We start from the raw sequence: 20,804 nt of genomic DNA, 5'->3' as shown, positions 1-20,804 counted from the left end.
GTCACTCGGCGGGGCCCGAACCAGGGCCCGGACCAGGAGCCGCGCCGGGGCCGGGACCCGAACCCGAGCCGGGCCCGGCCCCCGCCCCCGGGTCGATCGCCTCCGCCGCCAGCCGCGCCTTCTCGGCCAGCTCACCGCGCGAGTACGTACGGTCCCCCTCCACCGTCACCCGCAGATTCCCCGCCACCTCGACGGTCACCCGCAGATCGCGGCGCGGCCGGTTGCGCAGATGGTTGTACACGGAGCGCAGCAACAGCACCATCGCCGCCCCCGCGGCCCGCTGCGCCAGATGGAGGAGCAGGTCGTCCCACACCCCCATGGCGTTGTCGACCGGCCGGGGCTCCCGGCCGATCCGCTCGGTCACCTCCCGCAGCTCGGGATCGGCCTCCAGCCACAGACGCAGCTGCCTGATGTCCTCCTGGGTGGCTCCCGTCCCCTCCACCCGAATCCGTACGGTGGCCGTCATCGTCGCATTCCCGCCCTTCCCCCGGACACGCTGACAAACCGTCACCCGATTGTATGAGTGACCTGTGACACAGCAATGGTGCGCGCGTCAGCTGCCGTGGTTCCCCGTCGGCCGGGCGACCGCCAGCAGGGCCATGTCGTCGTTCAGCCGGCCACCCGTGTACCGCAGTACGTCCGTGACGAGCCGGTCCAGCAGCTCCTCGGGGTTCCGGAAGGTCTCCTCGTCCAGCGCGTGCGCCGGATCGAAGAAGACGCCCCGCCCGTCCCGCGCCTCGCTCACCCCGTCCGTGTACAGCAGCAACTGCGCACCGGGCGGGAACGCGAACGTCTGCGGGCAGCCCGTCCAGCCGGACAGATCCATCAGGCCCAGCGGCAGCTGCGGGTCCGTCACCTCCAGATAGTGCGCCGGGGCGCCCCCGGGCAGCAGCAGCGGCGGCGGGTGGCCGAGGTTGATCAGCCGCAGCTCGTGCGGCGGCGCCCTGGGCACCTCCACCACCAGCGCCGTGGCGAACTCCTCCTGCGGATCGATCGCCCCCCGCGCCCGCTTCTCCCGGTCCACCGCCGCCTGGAGCCGGGTGCACAGCGTCCCCAGCTCCTCCTCGTACTCTGCGGCCTCCCGGAACGTACCGAGGATCACCGACACCATCTCGGTGGCGCCGAGCCCCTTGCCGCGCACATCGCCCACCAGCAGCCGCACCCCGAACGGGGTCTCGCGCACCGCGTACAGGTCACCGCCGATGAGCGTGTCGCGCTGCGCCGCCCGGTAGCGCGCCGCCACCAGCAGCGGCCCGGCCCGGCCCGGCGGCTCGGGCACCACCGAGCGCTGCACGATCTCGGCCACCCCGCGTGCCGAGGCCACCCACTGGTCGCGCTGGGCGACGACCCGGTTGATCAGCAGGGCGAGGCCGGAGACCGTGAACACGGTCAGAAAGGTGATGATCTCCTGGCCGGTGACCGCGGTACGCCCGGTGAACACCAGCAGCGCCGACGCCAGCATGGCCGCGAGCCCCGTGTACAGCGTGCCCCGGAAGCTCAGCACCGGGGCGGCCAGCACGGGCGGGGCCACGAACAACGGGGTGAAGGTCAGATGCGGCGGGGTCACCGCACTCAGCACCAGACCGCTGACAATCAGCACGGCGGGGACGAGGCGTACGTATCTCAGCCCCCTGGCCGGCTGCTGTGGTGTCGGGTACACACACCCAATCTGCCGCGCCCGGCGACCGGCGGCGAGTCGATCACCGGCGGAGGGCACCGGCGGGGCGTACGCCACGCGACCGCCGGCCGACGGGGCCGGCCGGGCGGCACGCGAAAGCTCCCGCACGGCACGCGCGGGAGCTTTCGTCCACAGAAACGGAACGGTAGGCCGTGTGGGACTCGAACCCACAACCAAAGGATTAAAAGTCCTCTGCTCTGCCAATTGAGCTAACGGCCCGCAGACAGCAGCATAGTCGCACCCCTGGCGCGGCTCGCAGGCAATACGGCACAGACGCGGCGGAGTGCACGCCCACCGGGGCCCGGCGCGGTGGCCGGGCCCCGGTGGGCTGTCACGGTGTCAGCTGCCGCGCTTCCAGCGCGGCTTGTCGTCGCGGTAGCCGCCGCCACCGGTGCTGCCCCGGCGGTCGTCGCCCCGGCGGTCATCGCGCCGGTCGTCCCGCCGGAACCCACCGCGGTCGCCGCCGCCGGTGCTGCCGCCGCGGTCGTCACGGCGGCCCTGGTACGGACGCCGGTCATCGCGCCGGTCATCGCGCCGGAAGCCGCCGCGGTCGCCACCGCGGTCATCGCGCCGGTCCCGGTCGAAGGAACCGCGGTAGCCACCGCGGTCGTCCCGCCGGTCACGGTCGCCGCCCCGGCGGTCATCGCGCCGGTCGTCCCGCCGGAACCCACCGCGGTCATCGCGCCGGTTCTGGTACGGACGCCGGTCATCGCGCCGGTCGCCGCGCTCGCGCTCTTCCTCGGCCGCCTTCGCGGCCCGCTCCGCACGCCGCGCCTCGCGCTTGGCCTCGCGCTCGGCCTCGGCCACGGCCTGCGCCTCGGCCGCCGCGGCGATCGCCTCCGCCGGGTCCTCGCCGCGCTCGCGCGCCGCACGCCCGGTCAGCTTCTCCGCCTCGGAACGCAGCTCGCCGGCCCGCTCCTGGGCCCGCTCCAGCTCCCGGGTCAGCCGGTTCACCTCACGGTCGGCGTGCAGCGCCGCGCCCATGGCGGCCTCCGCCTGCACCTCGGTGAGCGAACGCGCGCCGATGATCTCGGCGACCTCGTCGTCGAAGAGGTCACCCCGCCCGATGACGTGCCGCGAGGCGTCCACGCCCGCGTCCTCCATCAGCCGGAAGATCGTGCGCCGCTGGTGCGGCAGCGCCAGCGACACCACGGTGCCGGACTGCCCGGCCCGCGCCGTACGCCCGGAACGGTGCAGGTAGTCCTTGTGGTCCCCGGCCGGGTCCACGTTCAGCACCAGGTCGATGCCGTCCACGTGGATACCGCGCGCCGCCACGTCGGTGGCGACCAGGACCTTGATCTTGCCGCCCTTGAAGTCCTCCAGGGTGCGGGTACGGGCGCCCTGCGTCATGCCGCCGTGCAGCGCGTCCGCGCGCACCCCGGACTCCCGCAGCTGCTCGGCGACCCGGTCGGCGCCCAGCTGGGTCCGCACGAAGACGATCGTGCGCCCCTCGCGCGCCGCGATGGCCGCCGTCAGCGGGGCCTTGTCGCGGGGCTTCACCACGAGCACGTGGTGGGTCATGGTGGTCACCGCGCCCTGCGCCGCGTCCACCTCGTGGCTGACCGGGTCGACCAGGTAGCGCTTGACGAGGGTGTCGATCTCGTTCTCCAGGGTGGCGGAGAACAGCATGCGCTGGCCGCCCGGGGGCACCAGGTCCAGCAGCTCGGTGACCTCGGGCAGGAAGCCCAGGTCCGCCATCTGGTCGGCCTCGTCCAGGACGGCGACCTCGACGTCGTCCAGCGAGCAGGAGCCGCGCGCGATCAGGTCGCGCAGCCGCCCGGGGGTGGCGACGAGGATGTCGACGCCGCGCTCCAGGGCGTAGATCTGGTTGCCCATGGAGGTGCCGCCGCAGACCACCTTGAAGCGGAGGTTCAGCTCGTGGCCGTAGGGCTCCAGCGCGTCGGAGACCTGCATGGCCAGCTCACGGGTCGGGGTGAGGATGACCGCGCGGGGCTTCTTCTTCTCGGTGCGGCCACCGGCCAGGCGGGCCAGCGTCGGCAGACCGAAGCTCAGCGTCTTGCCGGAGCCGGTACGGCCGCGGCCGAGGATGTCCTTGCCCTCCAGCGCGTCCGGGATGGTCGCGGCCTGGATGGGGAACGGGGTGGTCACGCCGTTCTCGGCGAGCTTGCGCACGACCGGCTGCGGGAGACCGAGGTCGGCGAAGGTGGTCGTCGGCTCATCCAGGGGCAGGATGGCGTCAGCGGTTGTTACGGACATGCGAAATGAGACCCTTCCGGAGTCTTGGTCGGCACGCGCCTTAGCTCCGTAGGTGCTCAAGACCGCCTGTCTTTGCGGTCAGCCACGGCTTGACGAGGAACGCGCCACACGGCGCGCTGCGATCGGGCGCCGGGCAAGTGGGATCAAACGATCTACAAGCATACGCACCGCACCGGCGCGAACGCAAACGGCGCTCAGCCGTCGCCCTCCGGCTCGGGGTCCGGCTCCGGCTCGGGGTCGGGGTCCGCGGCCGGCGGCGAGCTGGGCTCGGGCGAGGCGGGCGGCTCCGGGGCCGGCGGCGTGCTCGGCTCCGGCTCGGCGGGCGGCGGCGCCACGGTGCCCGGCGAGGTGGGGGTGCCCCCGGGGCGCGGACCCGGCGCGGGGCCCGGCTCCCCGTCGTCGGCGGACGGGGCGGGCACCCGGCCCGGTTCGGGCCGCTCGGCGGGCCCCGTGGGCCGGTCCTCCCGCTTCTGCGCCCCGTCCGCGCCGACCTTGCCGTCGTCCTCCGGGTCCTGGCCGGCGTCCTCGCCCGGCGGGGACCCGTCCGGCGCGGCCGGCTCCCGGCCCTCCTCGGCCGGCCCCTCCCCGGCCTCCTCCTCGACCAGCGGCGAGGCGTTCCCGGCCTCGGTCGGACCGCCGGCCGGCGCCTCGGGATCGACGCTGAGGCAGCCGGTGAGCGTCAGCGCCAGCAGCGAGGTGAGAGAGGTGACAGCGACGGGAACGAGTGGACGCACGGCGGCGCACCTCCGGGGCACGGTGGGACGGCAAGGACAGGCGCCCTGCCCAACTGCCATCCGGGCCCGGGGGTCACGGACAATGGGGGTGTGCTGAAGATGACACGTGAGTCATTCGAGGAACTGGTGAGCGAAGCGCTGGACCAGGTCCCCCCGGAACTGGCCCGTCTGATGGACAACGTCGCCGTCTTCGTCGAGGACGAACCCGACCCGTCCGACCCCGAACTCCTGGGCCTGTACGAGGGAACGCCGCTCACCGAGCGCGGCGAGTGGTACGCGGGGGTGCTGCCGGACCGGATCCTCATCTACATGGGCCCCACGCTGCGCTACTGCGAGACGGAGCGGGACGTGGTGCACGAGGTGACGGTGACCGTCGTGCACGAGATCGCCCACCATTTCGGCATCGAGGAGGAGCGGCTGCACGAACTGGGCTGGGGATGAGGATCCGTGTTGGTGATCCGTTCGGGCATCGCCTATGCTTCTCGCGTTCACCCGTCACTTCGCGGTGTCGGTGTGACCGGAGGCCCTCATCGTCTAGTGGCCCAGGACGCCGCCCTTTCAAGGCGGTAGCACGGGTTCGAATCCCGTTGGGGGCACCACCCGAAGCCATCCGCAGCGTTCCGTCTGTGGGTGGCTCTTTGCCTTTTTCCGTTTTTCCGCCGCCTTTTCGCCGCCTCCCGCGGCCCCGAGCCGCCCCGAGAACGAGAGAAGTGATGCCGGGTGTCCGACCGACCGCTCCTGGTCCTCAACGGTCCCAACCTCAATCTGCTGGGCAAGCGCGAACCCGCGATCTACGGCACGGACACCCTGGCCGACGTCGTCCGGCTGTGCGTGGAGACGGCCGCCCCGTACGGCGTCACCGTCGACGCCCGGCAGAGCAACCACGAGGGCGAGCTGATCGACTGGATCCAGGAGGCCAGGGAGGAGCACGCGGGCATCGTGATCAACCCGGCCGCGTACTCGCACACCTCGGTCGGTCTGCTGGACGCGCTGAGCGCGTGCGACCGGCTGCCCATCGCGGAGGTGCACATCTCCAACATCCACCGCCGCGAGGCGTTCCGGCACCACAGTTACGTCTCGGCCGCCGCCTCCGCCGGAGTGATCGTCGGCTGCGGTGTCCAGGGGTACGCGTTCGCGGTGGAGCGGGTCTGCCGGCTGCTGAAAGCGCCGCTCAGCGGGGTCTCCGCACCGTGATACGCTGCTTCAGCGACATCGGGAGAGCCGGTCGCACAAGCCAGGTCCTGTAGAGCAGTTTGGAGTGCTCGCCACCCTGTCAAGGTGGAGGCCGCGGGTTCAAATCCCGTCAGGACCGCTCTGGCTGGGTAGCTCAGTTGGTACGAGCGTCCGCCTGAAAAGCGGAAGGTCGCCGGTTCGACCCCGGCCCCAGCCACCTTCCTTCATCGACAAGCCCCGCGCCTCACAGCGCGGGGCTTTCGTGTTTCTCCCGGCCGCCGGGATGGCGGGTGCGCCAGGTCCAGAAGATCGCCGAGGAGACGAGGGCCCAGCCCAGCAGGACCAGATAGGGCTGCAGGTGCTGGTGGCCGTGGAAGTAGACCGCGTTGTGCAGGGCGTTGACGGAGGCGCCCGGGGGGAGCCAGCGGCCCAGGATGCCCAGGACGCTGGGGAGCAGCGGCCAGGAGACGGGGCCGCCGGAGGCCGGGTTGCCCAGGATGACCAGCAGGGCCCAGGTCGGCAGCAGGGCCCAGCGGCCGAAGAAGGTGTTGAAGACGGTGAAGACCATGCCTGCGGTGAACATCGTCAGCATGAGCTGGAGCCAGCTGATCAGCGGCAGCGGGACCGCGTCCAGGATCCAGTCCACGGTGGCCGCGATCAGGAAGCCGCCCAGGGCGGAGAAGCCGGCCACCGCCACGATCCGCTCGCCCGGGGTGAGCCGGGCGGCGTGGACGCTCAGCTGGATGGTGCCGAGGAAGCCGATGATCACCGCGGCCAGGGTGATGTAGAAGAGCGCCAGGCCGCGCGGGTCGCCGGAGTGCAGGGGCTTGAGGTCGGTCACCGTGACCCGGGCGCCGATCTTCTGGGCCGCCGCCGGGCCGGCCGTCTTCAGCAGTTCCGCCACCGAGGCGCCCGATGCGCTGGAGACCGACAGTTCGATCGCGTCGTCCCGCTCCCGCACGATCGCGAAGACCCGCTGTCGCTCCACCGCGTCCACAGCCTGTGGATAATCCGGGTAGGCGCGGATGCGCAGCGTGGTGTGGAGGGCTTCCTCCAAGGCCGAGACGTACGCGGTGGTCCTGGCCGACTCCGGTTCGCCCGCCACCGCCACCGGCATCCGGTGCGGGGTGGGGTTGGCGAGGGCGTAGGTGTACGAGCCGGCGAAGACGGCCGCGCCGACGGCGGCGAGCAGGGAGATGACCACCGCCGCGTAGTAGGGGGAGTGTTTGAACGCCTGCCAGCGACTCACATACGCACTCTAAAGGGATAAATCTTCCCGATATTGGTTCGCCGCTCCCCGTCGCCAGGTGAGACGCTTGGATACGTATGTCTACGCAGCCCCCCTCCCCCGCCGCCCTTGCCGAGCGCCTGCCCCAGCTGATGCTGCACGACGAGCGGCGGCTCGGCCGGCGGCTCGACGGTGCCCGCCGGATCCGCAAGCCCGAGGCGCGGCAGTCCGTGCTGGCCGAGATCGCCGAGGCGATGGACCGGGCCGAGCTGCGCGTGGAGGCGCGCCGGGCCGCGCTGCCGGCGATCGTCTATCCCCAGCAGCTGCCCGTCAGCCAGAAGAAGGACGAGATCCGCGACGCGATCCGTGATCACCAGGTGGTGATCGTGGCCGGTGAGACCGGGTCCGGGAAGACCACCCAGATCCCGAAGATCTGCCTGGAGCTGGGGCGCGGGGTGCGCGGGCTGATCGGCCACACCCAGCCGCGCCGGATCGCGGCCCGTACCGTCGCGCAGCGGGTCGCGGACGAGCTGGGGACGCCGCTGGGGGAGACGGTGGGCTGGAAGGTCAGGTTCACCGACCAGGTCGGGGACTCGACCCTGGTGAAGCTCATGACGGACGGCATCCTGCTGGCCGAGGTGCAGCACGACCGCGAGCTGCTGAAGTACGACACGATCATCATCGACGAGGCCCACGAGCGGAGCCTCAACATCGATTTCCTGCTGGGCTACCTCGCCCAGCTGCTGCCCCGGCGGCCCGATCTGAAGATCATCATCACCTCGGCCACCATCGACCCCGAGCGTTTCGCCCGGCACTTCGACCCCGGGGAGGGGCGGTCGGCGCCGATCATCGAGGTGTCCGGGCGGACGTTCCCGGTCGAGGTCCGCTACCGGGAGCCGGAGGAGGACGACGACCAGGTCTCCGCGATCTGCGCCGCCGTCGACGAGCTCCAGGGAGAGGGGCCGGGCGACATCCTCGTCTTTCTCTCCGGGGAGCGCGAGATCCGGGACACCGCCGACGCGCTGGAGAAGCGCCGGCTGCGGTTCACCGAGATCCTGCCGCTGTACGCGCGGCTCTCGCACAGCGAGCAGCAGCGGGTCTTCCAGCAGCACAGCGGGCGGCGGGTGGTGCTCGCCACCAACGTGGCCGAGACCTCGCTCACCGTGCCCGGCATCAAGTACGTGATCGACCCGGGGACCGCCCGCATCTCCCGGTACAGCCACCGCACCAAGGTGCAGCGGCTGCCGATCGAGCCCGTGTCGCAGGCCAGCGCCAACCAGCGCAAGGGCCGCTGCGGGCGGACCAGCGACGGCATCTGCATCCGGCTGTACTCGGAGGAGGACTTCCTCTCCCGGCCCGAGTTCACCGACGCCGAGATCCTGCGGACCAACCTCGCCTCCGTGATCCTCCAGATGAACGCGGCCGGCCTGGGCGAGGTCGAGAAGTTCCCCTTCATCGATCCCCCGGACCACCGCAGCGTCAAGGCGGGCGTGCAGTTGCTGGAGGAGCTGGGCGCGCTGCACGGCGCCAAGCTCACCGACACCGGGCGCAAGCTCTCCCAGCTGCCGGTCGACCCCCGGCTGGCCCGGATGGTGCTGGAGGCAGGCCGCAACGGCTGCGCCCGCGAGGTGATGGTGATCGCCGCCGCGCTGTCCATCCAGGACCCGCGCGAGCGTCCCGCCGACAAGCAGCAGGCGGCGGACGAGAAGCACCGGCGGTTCCGCGAGGGGCCCGGCGAGGAGTCCGACTTCCTGGCCCTGGTCGCGCTGTGGGACTACGTGCGCGAGCGGCAGCGCGAGCTGTCCTCCTCCGCCTTCCGCCGCATGTGCCGCACCGAGTTCCTGAACTACCTGCGCATACGGGAGTGGCAGGACATCTACGCCCAGCTGCGCTCGGTCGGCAAGACCATGGGGGTCACCCCCGGCGACCAGGCCGCTTCCCCCACCGTCGTCCATCAGTCGCTGCTGGCCGGGCTGCTCTCCCACCTCGGGCTCAAGGACACCGACAAGAACGAGTACCTGGGCGCCCGCAGCGCCAAGTTCGCGGTCTTCCCCGGCTCGGCGCTGTTCAAGAAGCCGCCGCGCTGGGTCATGTCGGCCGAGCTGGTGGAGACCTCCCGGCTGTGGGCCCGGGTCAACGCGAAGATCGAGCCGGAGTGGATCGAGCCGCTCGCCCAGCACCTGGTCAAACGCACGTACAGCGAGCCGCACTGGGAGCAGAAGCAGGCGGCGGTGATGGCGTACGAGCGGGTCACGCTGTACGGAATCCCCGTCGTCGCCCAGCGCAAGGTCAACTACGGCCGGATCGACCCGGAGACCTGCCGGGACCTGTTCATCCGCAACGCCCTGGTGGAGGGCGACTGGCGCACCCAGCACCAGTTCTTCCGGGAGAACCGGGCACTTCTCGCCGAGGTCGAGGAGCTGGAACACCGCGCCAGGCGCCGCGACATCCTGGTGGACGACGAGACGCTGTACGACTTCTACGATCAGCGGCTTCCGGAAGAGATCGTCTCCGGGGCGCACTTCGACTCCTGGTGGAAGAAGAAGCGCCGTGACGAGCCGGATCTGCTGAACTTCGAGAAGTCCATGCTCATCAACGAGCGGGCCGAGGGCGTCACCAAGGCGGACTACCCGGACACCTGGCGGCAGGGCCGGCTCTCCTTCCGGGTGACGTACCAGTTCGAGCCGGGCACGGACGCGGACGGCGTCACCGTGCACGTACCGCTCCAGGTCCTCAACCAGGCCACCCCGGACGGCTTCGACTGGCAGATCCCGGGGCTGCGCGAGCAGTTGGTGACCGAGCTGATCCGCTCGCTGCCGAAGCCGATCCGGCGGCACTGCGTACCGGCGCCGAACTACGCCTCCCGCTTCCTGGCCGGGATCTCCGGGCCGACCTCCCGGCCGCTGCGCGTGGAGCTGGCGGCGGCGCTCCAGCGGATGACCGGGGTACGGGTGTCGGCCGAGGACTTCTCGCCGCAGGCGGTGCCGGCCCATCTGCGCATCACCTTCCGGGTGGTGGACGAGCGGCGCCGCACGCTCGGCGAGGACAAGGACCTGGAGGCGCTGCGGCTGGCGCTCAAGCCCAAGACGCGGGAGGCCATCTCGCGGGCGTTCAAGGCGTCCGGGCAGGCCGCCGGCGGGGAGACCTCCCAGGTGGCCCTGGAGCAGCGCGGCGGCATCACCTCCTGGACGGTGGGGACGCTGCCGCGCCGGTTCGAGACCCGGCGGGCGGGGCAGCCGGTGCAGGCGTACCCGGCGCTGGTGGACGAGGGGTCGAGCGTCGCGGTGCGGCTGTTCGACACCGAGGAGGAGCAACTGGCCGCGATGTGGCCGGGGGTACGGCGGCTGGTCATGCTCCAGCTGCCCTCCGATCCGGCGAAGTTCGCGGTGGGCAAGCTGGACAACGCGGCGAAGCTGGCGCTGGCCGCCTCCCCGCACGGCAGCGTGCAGGCGCTGCTGGCGGACTGTGTGACGGCGGCGGCCGACCGGTTGATCGCCGACCGGGGCGGGGTGGTGTGGGACCAGGAGAGCTTCACCAAGCTGTTCGACGCGGTGCGCGCCGACATCGTCGATCTGACGCTCAGGATCGTGCGGCAGGTGCGGCAGGTGCTGATCGCCTGGCAGGCGTGCGAGCGGCGGCTGAAGGCCACCACCAGCCCCGTCCTGGCGTCCTCGGTGGCCGATGTCCGGCAGCAGCTGGGCGAGTTGCTGCGGCCGGGCTTCGTCACGGCGCACGGGGCCGGCCGGCTCGCCGATCTGCTGCGCTATCTGACGGCCGTGGACCGGCGGTTGCAGCAGCTGCCGCACCAGGCGGAGCGGGACCGGGCGCGGATGGCGAAGGTCGCGGAGATGCGGGACGAGTACGCGTGGCTGCTGGAGCAGTTCCCGGCCGGGCGCCCTGTGCCGCGGCAGGCCGGGGAGATCCGCTGGATGATCGAGGAACTGCGGGTGAGCTACTTCGCGCACGCGCTGGGCACCGCGTACCCGATCTCCGACAAGCGGATCGTGAAGGCCATCGACGCGCTGGTGCCGGGGCCGGCGCGCTGAGCCGGCCGGCGGTGCGGCGGGCCGATCTTCCGATTGGCTCCGCGCCCCGGCGGTGGGGTAGAGTCATCGACGCAAGGAACGAGGTCCTGTAGAGCAGTTTGGAGTGCTCGCCACCCTGTCAAGGTGGAGGCCGCGGGTTCAAATCCCGTCAGGACCGCATCACGAACCGGACCCCCACAGGGGGTCCGGTTTTTTTGTGTCACGTTTTCAACTACCCCGATGAAAAAGGGGAGTTGAGGGGAAGGAGAGGGGCAGAGGAAGAACGGGCCCCGCCGCGGAGGAGCGGCCCGGACCCGGGCGAACGGTTCGCACTACCTCAGCAACTGCCGTGCGGGCAAGGGTTTTCCCGTGTGACGGGAGTCACCTGGAACGATCGCTCAGCGGGCTGGTTCGACCCCGCAGAGACACCCGCTTATTTAATATGTGCAATTGCACTGCCCCCAGAGGGCTTCCGGAAGATCCTCCGAAAGATGCCGGAAGGGCCCGGAAGCCGGCGCCCCGGCGTACGCCGGGGGAAAAGCAGATCGCGCCGGACCCGGCGGAGTCCGACGCGATCTATGACCAGGAGGCCGGGATGGGGGCCCCGAAACCTGGGTTGTACTGGGGTTTTACCGGGTGTAGCCAGGTGTTGCAGGGTGTTGCGCTTGCTGTGCTGCTGGCTCAGGCCTCGCCGCGCTGCTGCGGGATGCCCGCCAGCAGTGCGCGCACCTCCGCTTCGCGGTAGCGGCGGTGCCCACCGAGCGTGCGGATAGACGTGAGTTTGCCCGCCTTTGCCCAGCGTGTGACCGTTTTGGGGTCGACGCGGAACATCGTGGCAACCTCAGCCGGGGTCAGCAGCGGCTCGGCATCAGGGGTGCGAGCGGTCATGAGCGGCCTCCTCGGGAGAACCGAACCATCACGGTTCTTTCCTCTAAATTCTGCACCTTGGCCCGCGTTGCCCGAAATGGCAGACGCGGGCCGAGTCGGTTATAGGACGAACGGCTTGTCCTCGGCACTACAACTACACCATCCGTCCAGCCGGGTCGGCCAAACCGATGGAATTGCGCTCTCAGGTGTTCAACCTCGGCGGAAGCCGATGGACCATGCCATAGCGGACAGTTATCGATGAGTGACAATCAGTCACTATCGTGATCAGTCCGCATCTGGCGCACCAAGGAGTGCATTACCGATCTATCCGCCCTTCGACGGATAGAAGAAGCCCGATCGGGCTCCTTGTCCTATTTTGGCACGAGGAGACGGGTTGCTGACAAGACTTCCTTAGAGTGCCATCCATCACGCTTGGGCCTTTAGTCCCATGGCCCCGGCGTCCCGGCCGGCTCTCAGTTGGCGAACTGACGCTCCCGGACGGTCATCCAGCGCTCGGTCAGCTCCTCGTACAGCCTGCCCGCCCGCTCCAGGTCGCCCTCCGCCAGCGCGGAGAGCCCCGCCGCCACCTCCGCCGCCGAGCGATCGGCGGCGAGCTGTTCCTCAGTGATCGTATAGACCAATCCGCCGTAGTCCAGTTCGACCAGTGACCGGGGATGAAACTCCTCCAGCCAGCGACCCACATCGGTGAGCGCCGCCGCCAGCGGGCCGACCGGCTCCTCCCCCTGCGCCCCCGCCTCGATCCCCGCCTCGATCCCCGCCTCGGACGGCGCCTCGGCCGCCGCCTGCCGGGCCGCGTCCCGCACCGTCCGCAGCCCGCGCGCCACCCGCTGCCGCGCCCGGACCATCGGCGTCCGGTAGCGCAGCGCCGCCGGCCGGCCCTCCCTCAGCCCCTCCCCCGCCGGCTCCCGCGCCGTGAACTCCCGCTCGTCGTCCGCGAACAGCGCGAACCAGCGCACCGGCACATGCCACAGCGCCGACCTGATCCACGGCCGGGCGTCCGGGTTCCGCTCCCGCCACCGCCCGTACTCCTCCGCCGCGCGCTCCCGCGCCTGCGGCGGCAGCGCCGCGTCCAGCACCGACTGCGGCATCAGCCAGTGCCCCACCTCGCCCAGCGCCTCCCAGGAGCGCAGCCTGGTCCGCCAGGGGCACACGCACACCACCCCGTCCACCACCGCCACGAACGCGTCCGCGCTCTCCTTGGGCGGCACCACCCGTCCCGGTACCGCGATCAGCTCGCGGATCGAGCGCCGCAGTTCCTCCTGCGGCCCCGGGAGGTCCCCGCGCTCGGCGTACCGCGCCCAGTGCGAGCGCTCCGGCTCGGGGAACGCCCCCAACGGCTCGTACACCCGCAGATACGCCGCGTACGGCACCTTCGACACGTGCGGTCCCTCCAAGTCCCGGCTCCGGCGGCACGGGCGGCCCGCGCGGTCCCGCCGGGCCGCCGCCGCACACCCCTCGATCGTGGCAGTGTGACGCACCCACGGCATCCCGTGCGCGGCATCAGGCTTCGGGCCTGTCTGATCGATCCCGCCTGGCCCGCGACCCTCCCCCAGCCTTCGGCCGGGGGAGCCGCGGGCCTGACCGGCGCTATCCATCAGACAGGCCCTAAGCTCGTCTCAGCAGGCCCTCCCGACCACTTGGAGGGCATCCGCCGCGTAGCGCAGGAGTCACCACCGTGACCGACGTAACAGCCGCTGTCAGCGCCGACAGTGTTCCCTTCGCCCCCTCCGGCTCCGTCCTGGACACCCTTTTCCGCTCCGAGCAGGGCGGCCACGAGCAGGTCCTGCTCTGCCAGGACCGGGCTTCAGGACTCAAGGCCGTCATCGCCATCCACTCCACCGCTCTGGGCCCGGCGCTCGGCGGCACCCGCTTCCACGCCTACTCCGGGGCGGCCGTGCCCGAGGAGGCCGCGCTGCGCGACGCCCTCAACCTGGCGCGCGGGATGAGCTACAAGAACGCCCTGGCCGGCCTGGACCACGGTGGCGGCAAGGCCGTGATCATCGGTGACCCGAACACCCTCAAGAGCGAGGAACTGCTGCTCGCGTACGGGCGCTTCGTCGCCTCGCTCGGTGGCCGCTACGTCACCGCCTGCGATGTGGGCACCTACGTGGCCGACATGGACGTGGTGGCGCGCGAGTGCCGCTGGACCACCGGGCGTTCCCCCGAGCAGGGCGGCGCCGGGGACTCCTCGGTGCTCACCGCCTTCGGCGTCTTCCAGGGGATGCGGGCAGCGGCGGCGCACCGCTGGGGCGCCCCGGACCTGGCCGGCCGCACGGTGGGCATCGCGGGCGTCGGCAAGGTGGGGCACCTGCTGGCCGGGCACCTGATCGAGGCGGGCGCCGAGGTGGTGATCACCGATGTGCGCGCGGAGTCGGTGGCACGGGTCAAGGACGCGCACCCCGGGGTACGGGTGGTGGCGGACACCGAGGCGCTGATCACCACCGAGGGCCTGGACATCTACGCCCCGTGCGCGCTGGGCGGCGCGCTGAACGACCGCACGGTGCCGGCGCTGACCGCGGGCATCGTGTGCGGGGCGGCCAACAACCAGCTGGACCACGCGGGCGTCGAGAAGGACCTCGCGGACCGGGGCATTCTGTACGCGCCGGACTACGTGGTGAACTCGGGCGGGGTCATCCAGGTGGCCGACGAACTCCATGGTTTTGAGTTCGCACGTGCGAAGGCGAAGGCCGAGTTGATCTACGGGACGACCCTGGAGATCTTCGAGCGCGCCGACACCGAGGGGGTCCCGCCGGCGGTGGCCGCCGACCGGATCGCCGAGGCCAGGATCGCGGCCGCGGGCCCGCGCTGAGGCCCCCGCGCGGGGCGTACGGGGGCGGCGGCTCGCCCCCCGGGTAAGACATGTCACCACCCCTAGGGCGAGTCGCGCTCCGAAAGAAGGTAAAATCGCCGCTGACCAGCAAGGAGAGTTTCACCGGAATCGTTCGGGCGACCCGGGACCTGCGGACGGCGTACCGCAGGCGCGCGGAAGCAGGTACGGTTGAAACCCGATGGATCGGGCCCTCGTCCGAGAGCCCGCTCTCCTTTATGAACGGATGTCAACACTCCGGGGCCGTTGGGCTCCGTCGTTGAGGGGGTCGAGCCAATGGGGCGCGGCCGGGCCAAGGCCAAGCAGACGAAGGTCGCCCGCCAGCTGAAGTACAGCAGTGGCGGGACCGACCTGACACGTCTGGCCGAAGAGCTGGGTGCATCGCCGTCGAACGAGCCGCCGAACGGCGACCAGTTCAAGGACGACGAAGAGCTGGACGATGAGCTGGACAACGACCCGTACGCGAAGTACGCGGAGATGTACGGCGACGACAGCGACGAGGACGAGGACGAACAGGGGTCCGGCAGGTCCCATGGGTCCTCCGGCTCGTCAGGTGCCCCGAAACGCCGGGGCACCTGAGCGGTATCTCAGGCAGTTCCTCAGCAGCCTGCTGAGCGACGGCAGCACGCGACCCGGTCCCGGTACCACCGGACCGGGTGCTGTGCTGTCCACGTACTGCCCCTCGCCGATCAGGCGTAGTCACCACTGAGCGTCACGGCCTCATCGCCCTCGGCACGCTCGGTCACCTCACCGGCCACCCATGCCGGTACCCCGCGCTCGGCGAGCAGCGCCAGCGCGCCGTCCACCGCGTGCGGCGGCACCACCGCGACCATGCCCACGCCCATGTTGAGCGTGCGCTCCAGCTCCGCCCGCGCCACCTTGCCGGCGTCGCCGACCAGGCCGAAGACGGGCGGCGGGCTCCAGGTGCCGCGGTCCACCCGGGCGTGCAGCCCCTCGGGCATGACGCGGGCGAGGTTGCCGGCCAGGCCGCCGCCGGTGATGTGCGAGTACGCGTGCACCTCGCTGTCCCGGGCCAGCGCCAGGCAGTCCAGGGAGTAGATCCGGGTGGGCTCCAGCAGCTCCTCGCCGAGGGTGCGGCCCAGCTCGGGCACCTCGCGCTCCAGTGCCCAGCCCAGCTGCCGCAGCAGCACATGGCGGACCAGGGAGTACCCGTTGGAGTGAAGGCCGGAGGCGGCGAGCGCGATCACCGCGTCGCCGGACCGGATGCGGTCGGCGCCCAGCAGCCGGTCGGCCTCGACCACACCGGTGGCGGCGCCGGCCACGTCGTACTCCTCGGGGCCCAGCAGCCCCGGGTGCTCGGCGGTCTCGCCGCCGACCAGCGCGCAGCCGGCCAGCACACAGCCCTCGGCGATGCCCTTGACGATGGACGCCACCCGTTCGGGGTGCACCTTGCCGACACAGATGTAGTCGGTCATGAACAGCGGCTCGGCCCCGCACACCACCAGGTCGTCCACGACCATGGCCACCAGGTCGTGGCCGATGGTGTCGTGGATGTCCAGGCGCTGGGCGATGGCGACCTTGGTGCCGACGCCGTCGGTGGCCGAGGCCAGCAGCGGGCGGCGGTAGTTCTTGAGCGCAGAGGCGTCGAAGAGCCCGCTGAAGCCGCCGAGGGTCCCCACGGACTCCGGGCGCTGGGTCTTGGCCACCCACTTCTTCATCAGCTCGACGGCGGTCTCGCCGGCCTCGATATCGACACCGGCGGCCGCATAGCTGGCGCCGGGCTGCCCGGAGTGGGTGGTCATCGCGCGTCTCTCTGTGGATGGGGCGGGGGAAGGGGAAGGTGCGGGGTCCGTACGGGAGGTACCCGCCTCGCGGTCGGGTCGGTCGTACGGGCCCGGCCGCCCGCGGCTAGGGGCGGCGCAGCGCGTCGGCGGCGCCGGGGCCGGTCAGCAGCGTCAGCGAGGTACGGGCGTCCTCCTGCTCCAGGACGTCCTTGCCGAGCACCTGGGGGTCGGGCAGCTCGACGGGGTACTGGCCGTCGAAGCAGGCCCGGCAGAGGTTGGGCTTGGCGATGGTGGTGGCCTCGATCATCGCGTCTATGGAGATGTACGCGAGGGAGTCGGCGCCCAGGGAGGTGCCGATCTCCTCGACCGACAGGCCGTTGGCGATCAGCTCGGCGCGGGTGGCGAAGTCGATGCCGTAGTAGCAGGGCCACTTGATCGGCGGGGAGCTGATCCGGACGTGGACCTCTGCGGCGCCGGCCTCGCGCAGCATGCGGACGAGGGCGCGCTGGGTGTTGCCGCGGACGATGGAGTCGTCGACGACCACCAGGCGCTTGCCGCGGATCACCTCTTTGAGGGGATTGAGCTTGAGGCGGATGCCGAGCTGCCGGATGGTCTGGCTGGGCTGGATGAAGGTACGGCCGACGTAGCTGTTCTTGACCAGTCCCGATCCGTACGGGATGCCGCTGGCCTCCGCGTAGCCGATCGCGGCGGGGGTGCCGGATTCGGGCGTGGCTATGACCAGGTCGGCCTCGACCGGTGCCTCGGCGGCGAGCCGGCGGCCCATCTCCACCCGGGAGACGTACACGTTCCGGCCGGCGATCTCGGCGTCGGGGCGGGCCAGGTACACGTACTCGAAGACACAGCCCGCAGGCTTCGCGTCCGCGAATCGGGAGGACCGCAGACCGTTCTCGTCGATGGCGATCAGCTCACCGGGCTCGACCTCCCGGATGACCGAGGCGCCGACGATGTCCAGGGCGGCCTGCTCGGAGGCGACCACCCAGCCGCGCTCCAGGCGGCCCAGGACCAGCGGGCGGATGCCCTGCGGGTCGCGGGCGGCGTACAGCGTGTTCTCGTCCATGAAGACGAAGCTGAACGCGCCCTTGACCTGGGGCAGCACGATCGGGGCGGCCTGTTCGACGGTCAGCGGCTCCCCGGTGGCCTCGTCCCGCTGGCCGGCGAGCAGCGCGGTGACGAGGTCGGTGTCGTTGGTGACCGCGGCGCGCTGGCGGCGGCCGTGGTCGGTGGGGAGTTCCGCGACCAGGTCGGCGAGGTCGGCGGTGTTGACGAGATTCCCGTTGTGGCCGAGCGCGATCGAACCGTGGCCGGTGGCCCGGAACGTCGGCTGGGCGTTCTCCCAGGTGGAGGCACCGGTGGTGGAATACCGGTTGTGGCCGACGGCCAGATGCCCCCGCAGGGAGCCGAGAGAGGTCTCGTCGAAGACCTGGGACACCAGTCCCATGTCCTTGAAGACCAGAATCTTGGATCCGTCGCTCACCGCGATGCCCGCGGACTCTTGTCCGCGGTGCTGGAGTGCGTACAGACCGTAGTAGGAGAGCTTGGCGACCTCCTCGCCCGGGGCCCAGACACCGAAGACGCCGCAAGCGTCCCTCGGGCCCTTTTCACCGGGGTCGAGGTCGTGGCTGAGGAGTCCATCACCACGAGGCACGTGGTTGAGTCTAGGACAGGTTCTCCGCTGGGGAAGAACCAGTGGATTGTGAGACATCCCCCAGCGGGTGCCTGACCTGCCCCGTTTCCGCACCCTGTGGCATCAGCCGAGCACGGGCAGTTGGCCGGCGAGGGAGATCGCGCGTTCGCCGCTCGCCTTCAGCCGGCCGGTGGCGGCGGTCTGCGCCCAGGTGGCGCGGCCGGTGGCCAGCCGCAGCCAGGTGATGGGGTCGGCCTCGACGACCGAGGGCGGGGTGCCGCGGGTGTGCCGGGGGCCCGGCAGGCACTGGACGGCGACGAACGGCGGGACGCGCAGCTCGGTGGAGTTGCCGGGGGCCTTGGCGGCGAGGGCGTCCGCCAGCACCCGGACGGCGATGGCCAGGGCGCCGCGGTCCAGCCGGACGGGGCTCTGCAGGGAGCGGGTCAGGTCGTCGCTGTGCACCACCAGCTCCACCACCCGGGTGACGGTGAAGTCCAGGCCGCGCATCGGGCCGAAGCGGTGCGGGAGGAGGAGGTCCTCGCGGACGGCCGTCTCCAGGACGGCGTCCAGCTCCTCGGCGGCGGCGTCGATGGCCTCCACCGGGTCGCCCGCGGCCTCGGGGGCGTCGCCGATGCCGGCGCCGGGGTGGACGGCCCACTCGTCGAGGTCGAGCGCGGGCCGGGTGGCGGCGGGGGCGGGCTGGGCGAGGAGCCGGGGGACGGCGTCGATCTGGCCCGCGATGTGCGCGAGCAGGGAGCTGACGTCGCGGCCCGGCAGGGCGGCGGGCCGGGCGAGCTGCTCGGGCGTGAGGGCGTGGGCGGCCAGCCGTACGTGTTCCACCTGCGCGAGCAGCGCGTCACGGACTCGGTCGGGGTGGTAGGCGCGCGACTTGCGCCGGACGGCACACATGGGAGGGAGCTTACGGCCATTCCTGCGGGAAGATCAGCGTTTGGGGAGGTGAAGTGGGGTGGCAGCGCGGTGGCAACGACATGACAACCTGATACCAAGTGGCCGGAGGGCGGCTGTGCCCTCGGCGCGCTGTGCCATGCTCCCGGTATGGCTTACGCGGACCGTTACCTCGCCGACGACGAAGAACTCCTTTACGAGACCAGGCAGCACTGGACCACGCTGGTCAGTGAGTTCGTGCAACTGGTCGTCATCGCGGCGGTGGCGGCCGTACTGACGCTGATCATCGGGGACCTGGGTTCCCCCGTGGCGTGGGTGGTGCTGGGGCTCGCGGGGATCGCGATCATCTGGCGGTGGCTGGTGCCGATGCTGCAGTGGCGTTCGACGGTGTACTTCCTGACCACCAAGCGCCTGCACAAGCGCACCGGTTTCCTCAACAAGGTCGGCCGCAGCATCCCGTTGAGCCGGGTGAACGACGTGTCGTTCTCGGCCTCCCTGTGGGAGCGGATCATGCGGTACGGCACGCTGCACGTCCAGTCCGCCTCCGAGCAGGGCAAGATGACCTTCAAGCACGTGCCGAGCCCGGAGGAGTTCAAGAACCGGGTGTACGAGGCGCTGGACCGCGTCGACGACTGAGCCGGGGCGGGCCGCATCCCCCGTTGAGACACTACGATCATTTCTTGTGATCGCACTGGTGGTGACCATCGCGCTGGCGTTCGCCGGCTATCTCGCCACGTACCTCAACGGGGTACGGCTCTCCCAGCGCCAGGAGCGGCTCGCCCGGGTGAACCGGCAACTGAGCGACTTCTACGGGCCCTTGTTCGCCCTCACCGAGGGCAACAGCCGCAGCTACGCCGAGTTCCTGGAGCGCAACGTACGGCCGGACGGCAGCTCGCCGTTCGGCGAGGGCGGATCCGGCCCCACCGAGCGGGAGAGCAGCGAGTGGCGGCTGTGGGCGTCCACCGTGTTCCTGCCCAACATCCAGGCGATGCGCGATCTGGTGATCCAGCGCGCCGACCTGCTGCGCGAGCGCGAGGTGCCGCCCGTGCTGCTCGAACTGTGCGCGCACGTCTCCGGATACGAGATCACCGCGGCGCGCTGGGCGCGTGAGGACTACAGCCAACACCTGTCGGTGGTTCCGTTCCCCGGCGAGGAAATCCGCGCCTACGCGCGGCGCGGGTTCACCGAGCTGAAGGCGGAGCAGGCCCGGCTGCTGGGCGGCTGAGCCGTTCCGCCGCCCCTTCGCCGCTGCTACGGCGAGGCGGGGCCGGCGGGTGGCTCCACGGCGTAACTCAGGTCCTTGACGGTGAGGGTGGCCGGGGTCAGGCGCAGCCAGACGGCGCCGCCCGCAGTGGAGTCGCCGTACAGGTACCCGGTGAACCGCCGGTCCCAGCGGGACTCGTCGGGGCCGAGGTAGCGGCTGAGCTTGCGGCGGCCGCGCGGCACGTCGAAGGGCAGGAGTTCGGCGCTGCCGCGCGCGATGACCTGCCGGACCCGGCCGGTCGCCAGGTCGCACTCGTCGACCACCACGGCCACCCGGGGGTCGGCCTCCACGTGCTGACGCAGCTTCGCCCAGGGGCCGGTGAGCGTCCAGAACGCGCCGTCCTCCCACAGGAACCACACCGGCCGGACGGCGGGTCCCGCCGGACCGTTGGTGGCCAGGCGCGCGGTCCGGGGCGCGGCGAGGAAGGCGTCGACGTCGAACGGGTGGTCAGGCATCCCCCGATCCTCACCGTCC

Annotated in this window: 18 protein-coding genes and 5 tRNA genes; 11 read left to right on the top strand and 12 right to left on the bottom strand. The window is 71.3% G+C overall.

Annotated features, from left to right (window positions below):
* Window position 1: 1 nt before the first annotated feature.
* The 5 genes from ACTFAP_RS15685 to ACTFAP_RS15665 form a co-directional block, all read right to left on the bottom strand.
* On the bottom strand, window positions 2-466 hold the full coding sequence (locus tag ACTFAP_RS15685) for an effector-associated constant component EACC1 (RefSeq protein ID WP_500466628.1): 465 nt from the start codon (window positions 464-466) through the stop codon (window positions 2-4).
* 87 nt (window positions 467-553) lie between these two features.
* Window positions 554-1,660 carry a SpoIIE family protein phosphatase gene (locus ACTFAP_RS15680; protein ID WP_495681185.1) on the bottom strand — a complete coding sequence of 369 codons (1,107 nt, stop codon included), beginning with the start codon at window positions 1,658-1,660 and terminating at the stop codon, window positions 554-556.
* A gap of 164 nt (window positions 1,661-1,824) precedes the next feature.
* Window positions 1,825-1,897 (bottom strand) — tRNA-Lys (locus ACTFAP_RS15675).
* Between the two features lie 120 nt (window positions 1,898-2,017).
* Window positions 2,018-3,895 (bottom strand): DEAD/DEAH box helicase, encoded by a 1,878-nt coding sequence (locus ACTFAP_RS15670; protein WP_500466627.1) that lies wholly within the window; start codon window positions 3,893-3,895, stop codon window positions 2,018-2,020.
* A 194-nt stretch (window positions 3,896-4,089) separates the two neighbouring features.
* The gene (locus ACTFAP_RS15665; protein WP_500466626.1) at window positions 4,090-4,629 is read right to left on the bottom strand and encodes a hypothetical protein; all 540 of its coding nucleotides are present in this window, start codon (window positions 4,627-4,629) and stop codon (window positions 4,090-4,092) included.
* Between the two features lie 90 nt (window positions 4,630-4,719).
* Here ACTFAP_RS15665 and ACTFAP_RS15660 point away from each other — a divergent pair, with 90 nt between their 5' ends.
* The 5 genes from ACTFAP_RS15660 to ACTFAP_RS15640 all read left to right on the top strand — a co-directional run bounded on the left by ACTFAP_RS15660 (window position 4,720) and on the right by ACTFAP_RS15640 (window position 6,019).
* On the top strand, window positions 4,720-5,070 hold the full coding sequence (locus tag ACTFAP_RS15660) for a metallopeptidase family protein (protein WP_030733240.1): 351 nt from the start codon (window positions 4,720-4,722) through the stop codon (window positions 5,068-5,070).
* Window positions 5,071-5,152: 82 nt separating this feature from the next.
* Window positions 5,153-5,228, top strand: a tRNA-Glu gene (locus tag ACTFAP_RS15655).
* A 121-nt stretch (window positions 5,229-5,349) separates the two neighbouring features.
* Window positions 5,350-5,823: a type II 3-dehydroquinate dehydratase gene (gene aroQ, locus ACTFAP_RS15650; protein WP_500466625.1), complete on the top strand. Its 474-nt coding sequence runs from the start codon at window positions 5,350-5,352 to the stop codon at window positions 5,821-5,823.
* 43 nt (window positions 5,824-5,866) lie between these two features.
* Window positions 5,867-5,941 (top strand) — tRNA-Asp (locus ACTFAP_RS15645).
* Between the two features lie 4 nt (window positions 5,942-5,945).
* Window positions 5,946-6,019 (top strand) — tRNA-Phe (locus ACTFAP_RS15640).
* Window positions 6,020-6,046: 27 nt separating this feature from the next.
* Here ACTFAP_RS15640 and ACTFAP_RS15635 read toward each other — a convergent pair.
* A complete protein-coding gene (locus ACTFAP_RS15635; RefSeq protein ID WP_500466624.1) occupies window positions 6,047-7,051 on the bottom strand; it encodes an ABC-2 transporter permease in 1,005 nt (334 codons plus the stop codon).
* A gap of 77 nt (window positions 7,052-7,128) precedes the next feature.
* Between ACTFAP_RS15635 and hrpA the strand changes: the two genes are divergently transcribed.
* Both hrpA and ACTFAP_RS15625 read left to right on the top strand, forming a co-directional pair.
* Entirely contained in the window at window positions 7,129-11,076 is a 3,948-nt protein-coding gene (hrpA, locus tag ACTFAP_RS15630) for an ATP-dependent RNA helicase HrpA (RefSeq protein ID WP_500466623.1), read from the top strand.
* An 82-nt stretch (window positions 11,077-11,158) separates the two neighbouring features.
* Window positions 11,159-11,233: transfer RNA gene (locus ACTFAP_RS15625), tRNA-Asp, on the top strand.
* Between the two features lie 503 nt (window positions 11,234-11,736).
* Here the strand turns inward: ACTFAP_RS15625 and bldC are convergent.
* Both bldC and ACTFAP_RS15615 read right to left on the bottom strand, forming a co-directional pair.
* A complete protein-coding gene (gene bldC, locus ACTFAP_RS15620; RefSeq protein WP_019431930.1) occupies window positions 11,737-11,943 on the bottom strand; it encodes a developmental transcriptional regulator BldC in 207 nt (68 codons plus the stop codon).
* Window positions 11,944-12,395: 452 nt separating this feature from the next.
* Entirely contained in the window at window positions 12,396-13,322 is a 927-nt protein-coding gene (locus ACTFAP_RS15615; RefSeq protein WP_500466622.1) for a DUF8083 family protein, read from the bottom strand.
* Window positions 13,323-13,618: 296 nt separating this feature from the next.
* Here ACTFAP_RS15615 and ACTFAP_RS15610 point away from each other — a divergent pair, with 296 nt between their 5' ends.
* Both ACTFAP_RS15610 and ACTFAP_RS15605 read left to right on the top strand, forming a co-directional pair.
* A complete protein-coding gene (locus tag ACTFAP_RS15610; protein ID WP_390116066.1) occupies window positions 13,619-14,752 on the top strand; it encodes a Leu/Phe/Val dehydrogenase in 1,134 nt (377 codons plus the stop codon).
* Window positions 14,753-15,046: 294 nt separating this feature from the next.
* Complete coding sequence (locus ACTFAP_RS15605; RefSeq protein WP_390116065.1) at window positions 15,047-15,349, top strand: DUF3073 domain-containing protein; 303 nt, start codon at window positions 15,047-15,049, stop codon at window positions 15,347-15,349.
* 110 nt (window positions 15,350-15,459) lie between these two features.
* On the opposite strand, the gene purM is transcribed toward ACTFAP_RS15605, so the two are convergent.
* The 3 genes from purM to ACTFAP_RS15590 all read right to left on the bottom strand — a co-directional run bounded on the left by purM (window position 15,460) and on the right by ACTFAP_RS15590 (window position 19,069).
* Complete coding sequence (gene purM / locus ACTFAP_RS15600; RefSeq protein WP_262833486.1) at window positions 15,460-16,533, bottom strand: phosphoribosylformylglycinamidine cyclo-ligase; 1,074 nt, start codon at window positions 16,531-16,533, stop codon at window positions 15,460-15,462.
* A gap of 106 nt (window positions 16,534-16,639) precedes the next feature.
* The gene (purF, locus tag ACTFAP_RS15595; protein WP_495681179.1) at window positions 16,640-18,181 is read right to left on the bottom strand and encodes an amidophosphoribosyltransferase; all 1,542 of its coding nucleotides are present in this window, start codon (window positions 18,179-18,181) and stop codon (window positions 16,640-16,642) included.
* 102 nt (window positions 18,182-18,283) lie between these two features.
* A complete protein-coding gene (locus ACTFAP_RS15590; protein ID WP_500466621.1) occupies window positions 18,284-19,069 on the bottom strand; it encodes a sterol carrier family protein in 786 nt (261 codons plus the stop codon).
* A 147-nt stretch (window positions 19,070-19,216) separates the two neighbouring features.
* Here ACTFAP_RS15590 and ACTFAP_RS15585 point away from each other — a divergent pair, with 147 nt between their 5' ends.
* Together ACTFAP_RS15585 and ACTFAP_RS15580 are read left to right on the top strand one after the other, a co-directional pair.
* Window positions 19,217-19,702, top strand: coding sequence for a PH domain-containing protein (locus ACTFAP_RS15585; protein WP_390116058.1), 486 nt, complete (start codon window positions 19,217-19,219; stop codon window positions 19,700-19,702).
* 46 nt (window positions 19,703-19,748) lie between these two features.
* On the top strand, window positions 19,749-20,291 hold the full coding sequence (locus ACTFAP_RS15580) for a hypothetical protein (protein WP_436979684.1): 543 nt from the start codon (window positions 19,749-19,751) through the stop codon (window positions 20,289-20,291).
* Between the two features lie 26 nt (window positions 20,292-20,317).
* On the opposite strand, the gene ACTFAP_RS15575 is transcribed toward ACTFAP_RS15580, so the two are convergent.
* Complete coding sequence (locus tag ACTFAP_RS15575; RefSeq protein ID WP_500466620.1) at window positions 20,318-20,785, bottom strand: pyridoxamine 5'-phosphate oxidase family protein; 468 nt, start codon at window positions 20,783-20,785, stop codon at window positions 20,318-20,320.
* Between the last annotated feature and the right edge of the window lie 19 nt (window positions 20,786-20,804).

The organism is Streptomyces sp. PH9007 (genome assembly GCF_059813725.1).
The sequence above is the reverse complement of the archived record's forward strand: the minus strand, read 5'-3'. Positions and strand labels throughout refer to the sequence as shown.